Genomic DNA, 5,221 nt, shown 5'->3' on the forward strand with positions numbered 1-5,221 from the left:
ACAGTCCTGCGCAAGACGAAGGCCACATTAAGTGGCCTTCTTTGCGTGCGGAACTCGCGACCAACCTTATGCCTCGCCCGCAGTCCCGGACCTTTCGGGTTCAAAGCGCGACACACCGGACTGGTTGCCTGATATAAAGATGGCGAAGCCCCCTTTCGGGGCCTTCTTTTTTATTAGAGGAATTCGCCTACTCGGTGGACTTCGGGTTCTAGGTCTACGTCGAATTGGTCTTTGACGGTTGTTTGGATGTGGCGGATGAGTTCGTCGACATCGGCGGCGGTGGCGTGGTCGGCGTTGACGATGAAGCCGCAGTGCTTTTCGCTCACCTGCGCGCCGCCGATGGCGTGTCCTCGCAGGCCGGCGTCCATGATGAGCTTGCCGGCAAAGTAGCCCTCGGGGCGCTTGAAGGTGGAGCCGGCACTCGGCATGTCGAGCGGCTGCTTGTCCTCGCGGCGCTGGTGGTAGTCGTCCATGTCGGCCTTGATCATCGCGGCGTTGCCCGGGGCGAGATTGAAAGTGGCCGAAAGCACGACGAAACCGTCGTCGGCAATGCGGCTCTTGCGATAGCCCAGGTTGAGCTCATCGACATCGAACTCAATAATGTTGCCGCTGCCGCGGGTGCCGTCGTCGAGCATGCGGGCGGGCTTGTAGACGCGCACAGACTCCAGCACATCGGCCATGCAGGCGCCATAGGCGCCGGCGTTCATATAACAGGCGCCGCCGACCGATCCGGGGATGCCCGAGATGGGCTCCATGCCGGTGAGGCCGGCCTCGGCTGCCGTCGCGGCGACATCGGAAAGCAAGGCGCCGGCTGCTGCCGTGACGTGCGTGCCGTTGACCGTAATGTCGGAGAGACCCTCGCCCAGCGCCACGACGATGCCGCGGATACCCTTGTCACCGACGAGCAGGTCGGAGCCGTTGCCCACGATGGTGAGCGGCAGATCGCAGCGGTAGCAGGTATCGAGCGTGGCGACGAGTCCCTGCTCGGTATCGGGCGTGACAAAGACATCGGCCGGGCCGCCGATCTTAAACGTGGTGTGCTCGCGCATGGGCTCGCTCATGAGCACGTTGTCCTCGCCGGCAACGCCAGCGAGCGCGCAGAGCAGGTCCTCGTTAAAAAAGTCATTCTCGTGCATACGAATATCCGCCTTATGGTGGTCGTTTTCATCAATCGAATGCAATATACCCCACCCGGATGGATTTGGTGCAAAGTAACCTGACCCCAATGCATCACATGGTGCAAAGGGGTCAGGTTGCTTTGCGCCAATCGCGGCGATAAAACAGCCGTCTACCGGATTGGTAAAGTGTTTATCATCAAGGTAGAGGGACGGTCGCTATACTTTCAAGAGATTGCGCGAATACTCGGAAGGAGCGAGATGGGCAACAAAGTTACTCTTAAGCAGATTGCCCAGGAGGTGGGGCTTTCCCCCTCATCGGTCTCGCTTGTCCTTAACAATCGGCCTTGTCGCATCTCGGAAGAAAACCGCAAGCGCATCAAAGAGGTCGCGGCGCGCAACCACTATGTTCCTAACCAGATTGCGCGCAGCCTGGTCATGCGCGAGTCGCGCACGCTGGGCCTTATCGTTCCCAACATCGAGAGCCGCTTTTTTGCCTCGCTCGCCGGCAGCCTGGAAAAGCGCTGCCGCGTGGACGGCTACGCGCTCTTTATTACCAGCTCGGGTGGAAGTGCCGAGGACGATCTGGAGCTCCTGCGCCAGCTGGTGACGCGTGGCGTCGATGGTGTGTTCTTGGTCGTGGGCGACGAGTTCTCGGACGACCGCGCCCTGCGCGAAGAGGTCAGCCATCTGCCTATCCCGGCGGTAATGGTTGACCGTGCCATTGAGGGACTCGAGTGCGACAAGGTGATGTTCGACCACGAGATGGGTGGCTACATGGCTACCCGCTACTTGATCGAACAGGGGCACCGTCGCATTGCCTGCTTGGTTAACGCGCGCCGTTCCAATACGGGCCGCAAGCGACTTGCCGGCTATGAGCGCGCGTTGCGTGAGGTTGGCCTGCCGATCGACGCGCGTTTGGAGTTTGAGAGCGAGTACTACATTCCGAGTGCCTACGAGGCTTCGGAGGCGGTGCTCGCAACCGACGCCACCGCCGTGTTCGCAAGCTCGGATAACATTGCCCTCGGTTTGCTCAAGCGCCTGCACGAGATGGGGAAGAGCATTCCGGACGATATCTCGGTGGTGAGCTATGACAACTCGGCGGCCGACGTTCTCTTTGAGCCGGCGCTGACCGCGATTGAGCAGGATCCTGGTGTCCTTGCCGAGCATGCTTTTGGCTGCATGTCCAAGCGCCTTGCCGGTAGGGGCGGTAGGCGTGCCGAAGAGGTCGTTCTGGAGCCGGCGCTTATCGTTAAGGACAGCGTACTCGAGCTTACTAAACATAACTAAACACGTTTATCAATTTGCAGAGATTGAATGTGGAGCACCTGTGACAGGCAATGCCGCAGATGAATGTCTGCTTCTGCCTGTCAACATGGCAAATCAGGATGGTAAAACGTTTTTTCATATTGATAAAACGTTTTAGCAAATATACTTGTCCCAACGAAAGGTTGCCGTATTGGAGGGTGACCATACAGCGAAGGGACATAAACAATGGCTAAAACTCTGGGAACGCCGTGGCAAAAGCTGGGCCACGAGGTGCCGGCTTCCGAGCTCGAGGGCGTCGACCTGTACTGGCGCGCATCGAACTACCTGTCCGTCGGCCAGATTTACCTTCGCTCCAACCCGCTGATGCGCCCCGACTTTGTTGACGAGAAAACCGGTGAGGTGCGCGACTTTGGTCGTCCGGACGTTAAGCACCGTCTGGTCGGCCACTGGGGCACCACGCCCGGCATCAACTTCCTGTTCGGCCACGTCAACCGCCTTATTGCCGACCACAACCAGAGCGCCATCTTCCTGATGGGCCCGGGTCACGGTGGCCCCGCCGGCACCGCCCAGTCGCTGCTCGATGGCACCTACCGCGAGATCCGCCCCGACATCACCAATGACGAGGCAGGCCTGCAGAGGTTCTTCCGCCAGTTCTCTTATCCCGGCGGCATCCCGAGCCACTTTGCGCCCGAGACGCCCGGTTCCATCCACGAGGGCGGCGAGCTCGGCTACACGCTCAGCCACGCTTACGGTGCCGTCATGGACAACCCGAGCCTGTTGGCCGTGGCCGTGGTGGGCGACGGCGAGTCCGAGACCGGCCCGCTCGCGACCTCTTGGCAATCCAACAAGCTCGTGAACCCGGCAACCGACGGTATCGTTTTGCCGATCCTGCACCTCAACGGCTACAAGATCGCCAACCCCACCATCCTCGCCCGCGTGTCCGACGAAGAGCTCACCAAGTTCTTTGAGGGCATGGGCTATAAGCCGCACTTCTTTGTCGCCGGCTTTGACGACGAGAGCCACGCAAGCATTCATGCGCGTTTCGCTGCCCTGTTTGAGCAGGTCTTCGATGAGATCTGTGACATCAAGGCAACCGCGCAGGCCCAGGCCGCCGCAGGCGAGACCGTGGTCCGCCCGGCCTACCCCATGATTGTGTTCCGCACGCCCAAGGGCTGGACCTGCCCCAAGCAGATCGACGGCAAGAAGACCGAGGACTCCTGGCGCGCGCATCAGGTGCCGCTGGCGAGTGCCAAGGACACCCACGAGCACTTCCGCGTGCTGCGCGAGTGGCTGCGTTCCTACAAGCCCGAGGAGCTCTTTACGCCCGAGGGCCAGGTGCGCCCCGAGGTGACGGCCTTTATGCCGACCGGCGAGCTGCGCATCGGCGCCAACCCCAACGCGAACGGCGGTAAGGTGCGCCGCGAGCTCGAGCTGCCCGATATTCATGCCCACGAGGTCCCCGTCGCAACTAAGGGTCATGGCTGGGGCTCTACCGAGGCCGCCCGCGTCTTTGGTGAGTACACTGCCGACGTTCTGGCCAATAACATGGATGACTTCCGCATCTTTGGTCCCGACGAGACCGCGTCCAACCGTCTGCAGGCTGCCTACAAGGTGACCAAGAAGCAGTGGGACGCCGGCTTCTACGAGGACGAGGCCAACGACGAGCTGCTGGCAGGCTCCGGTAAGGTCGTCGAGCAGCTGTCCGAGCACCAATGCGAGGGCTTCCTCGAGGCCTACGTGCTCACTGGCCGTTCCGGCGTGTGGAGCTCCTACGAGAGCTTTGTCCATGTGGTCGACTCCATGGTCAACCAGCACTGCAAGTGGCTCGAGGCTACCAAGCGCGAGATTCCGTGGCGTGCCCCCATCAGCGGCCTTAACATTTTGCTGTCGAGCCACGTCTGGCGTCAGGACCACAACGGCTTCTCGCATCAGGACCCCGGCTTTATCGACCTGCTGCTCAACAAGGCCAACGACACGCACATCGTAAACGCCTACTATCCGGCCGACGCCAACATGGCTCTCGCCGTGGCCGAGCGCGTCTACCAGTCCACTGACTGCGTCAACGCCATCTTCTGCGGCAAGCAGCCTGCTCCGACCTTCCAGACGATCGACGAGGCCAAGGCGGAGCTCGCCGAGGGCGTTGCGACCTGGGAGTGGGCATCGACCGCCGATTCGCTCGCCGAGGCCGACGTCGTGGTCGCCACCTGCGGTGACGTGCCGACGCTTGAGGCTCTGGCTGCAACCGACATGCTGCGCGAGCTGGGCATCAAGGTATGGTTCGTCAACGTGGTCGACCTGCTCAAGATTCAGAACGTCTGCGAGAACGACCAGGCTCTCAGTGACGAGCGCTGGGCTGAGCTGTTCGGCTGCGGCGATAAGCCTGTCCTCTTCGCGTTCCACGCCTATGCCGGCACGATTCGCCGCCTGATCTGGAACCGCCCCGGCCACGATGCCTTCCGCGTCCACGGCTACGAGGAGAAAGGCTCCACGACAACGCCGTTCGACATGCTGCGCCTGAACAACATGGACCGCTGGGCACTGGCCGCCGACGTGCTGCGCATGGTCGACGCCGATAAGTTTGCCGAGCAGATTGATAAGTGGGAGGCATTCCGCACCGAGGCCTTCGAGTTCGCGTGCGATGAAGGCTACGATCACCCGTCCTTTACCGACTGGGTCTGGCCCGACGCAGCAGCTGCAACCGCTGCCGACGGCGCGCTCTCCGCAACGCAGCTAACTGCCGGCGACAACGAGTAGGTAGGCATCCGGGACGGTCTCGCGCTGGGGCCTTGCCCGGCGGGGTTGCCTTGCTCCGGGAAGTGGGCTTCGCGAACTTCCCG

General features: G+C 61.5%; 3 protein-coding genes. 2 read left to right on the forward strand and 1 reads right to left on the reverse strand.

Translation table 11 applies throughout. The features are described 5' to 3' along the window. Positions 1-173: 173 nt before the first annotated feature. Positions 174-1,136, reverse strand: coding sequence for a UDP-N-acetylmuramate dehydrogenase (gene murB / locus DWV32_RS09785; protein ID WP_117758019.1), 963 nt, complete (start codon positions 1,134-1,136; stop codon positions 174-176). Positions 1,137-1,376: 240 nt separating this feature from the next. On the opposite strand from murB, the gene DWV32_RS09790 reads away from it, so the two are divergent. Both DWV32_RS09790 and DWV32_RS09795 read left to right on the forward strand, forming a co-directional pair. Further along, positions 1,377-2,405, forward strand: coding sequence for a LacI family DNA-binding transcriptional regulator (locus DWV32_RS09790; RefSeq protein ID WP_117758020.1), 1,029 nt, complete (start codon positions 1,377-1,379; stop codon positions 2,403-2,405). 204 nt (positions 2,406-2,609) lie between these two features. Beyond that, the gene (locus tag DWV32_RS09795; protein ID WP_117758021.1) at positions 2,610-5,138 is read left to right on the forward strand and encodes a phosphoketolase; all 2,529 of its coding nucleotides are present in this window, start codon (positions 2,610-2,612) and stop codon (positions 5,136-5,138) included. The last annotated feature ends 83 nt before the right edge of the window (positions 5,139-5,221 follow it).

Source organism: Collinsella sp. AF04-24 (assembly GCF_003465685.1).
Lineage (GTDB): Bacteria > Actinomycetota > Coriobacteriia > Coriobacteriales > Coriobacteriaceae > Collinsella > Collinsella aerofaciens_AP.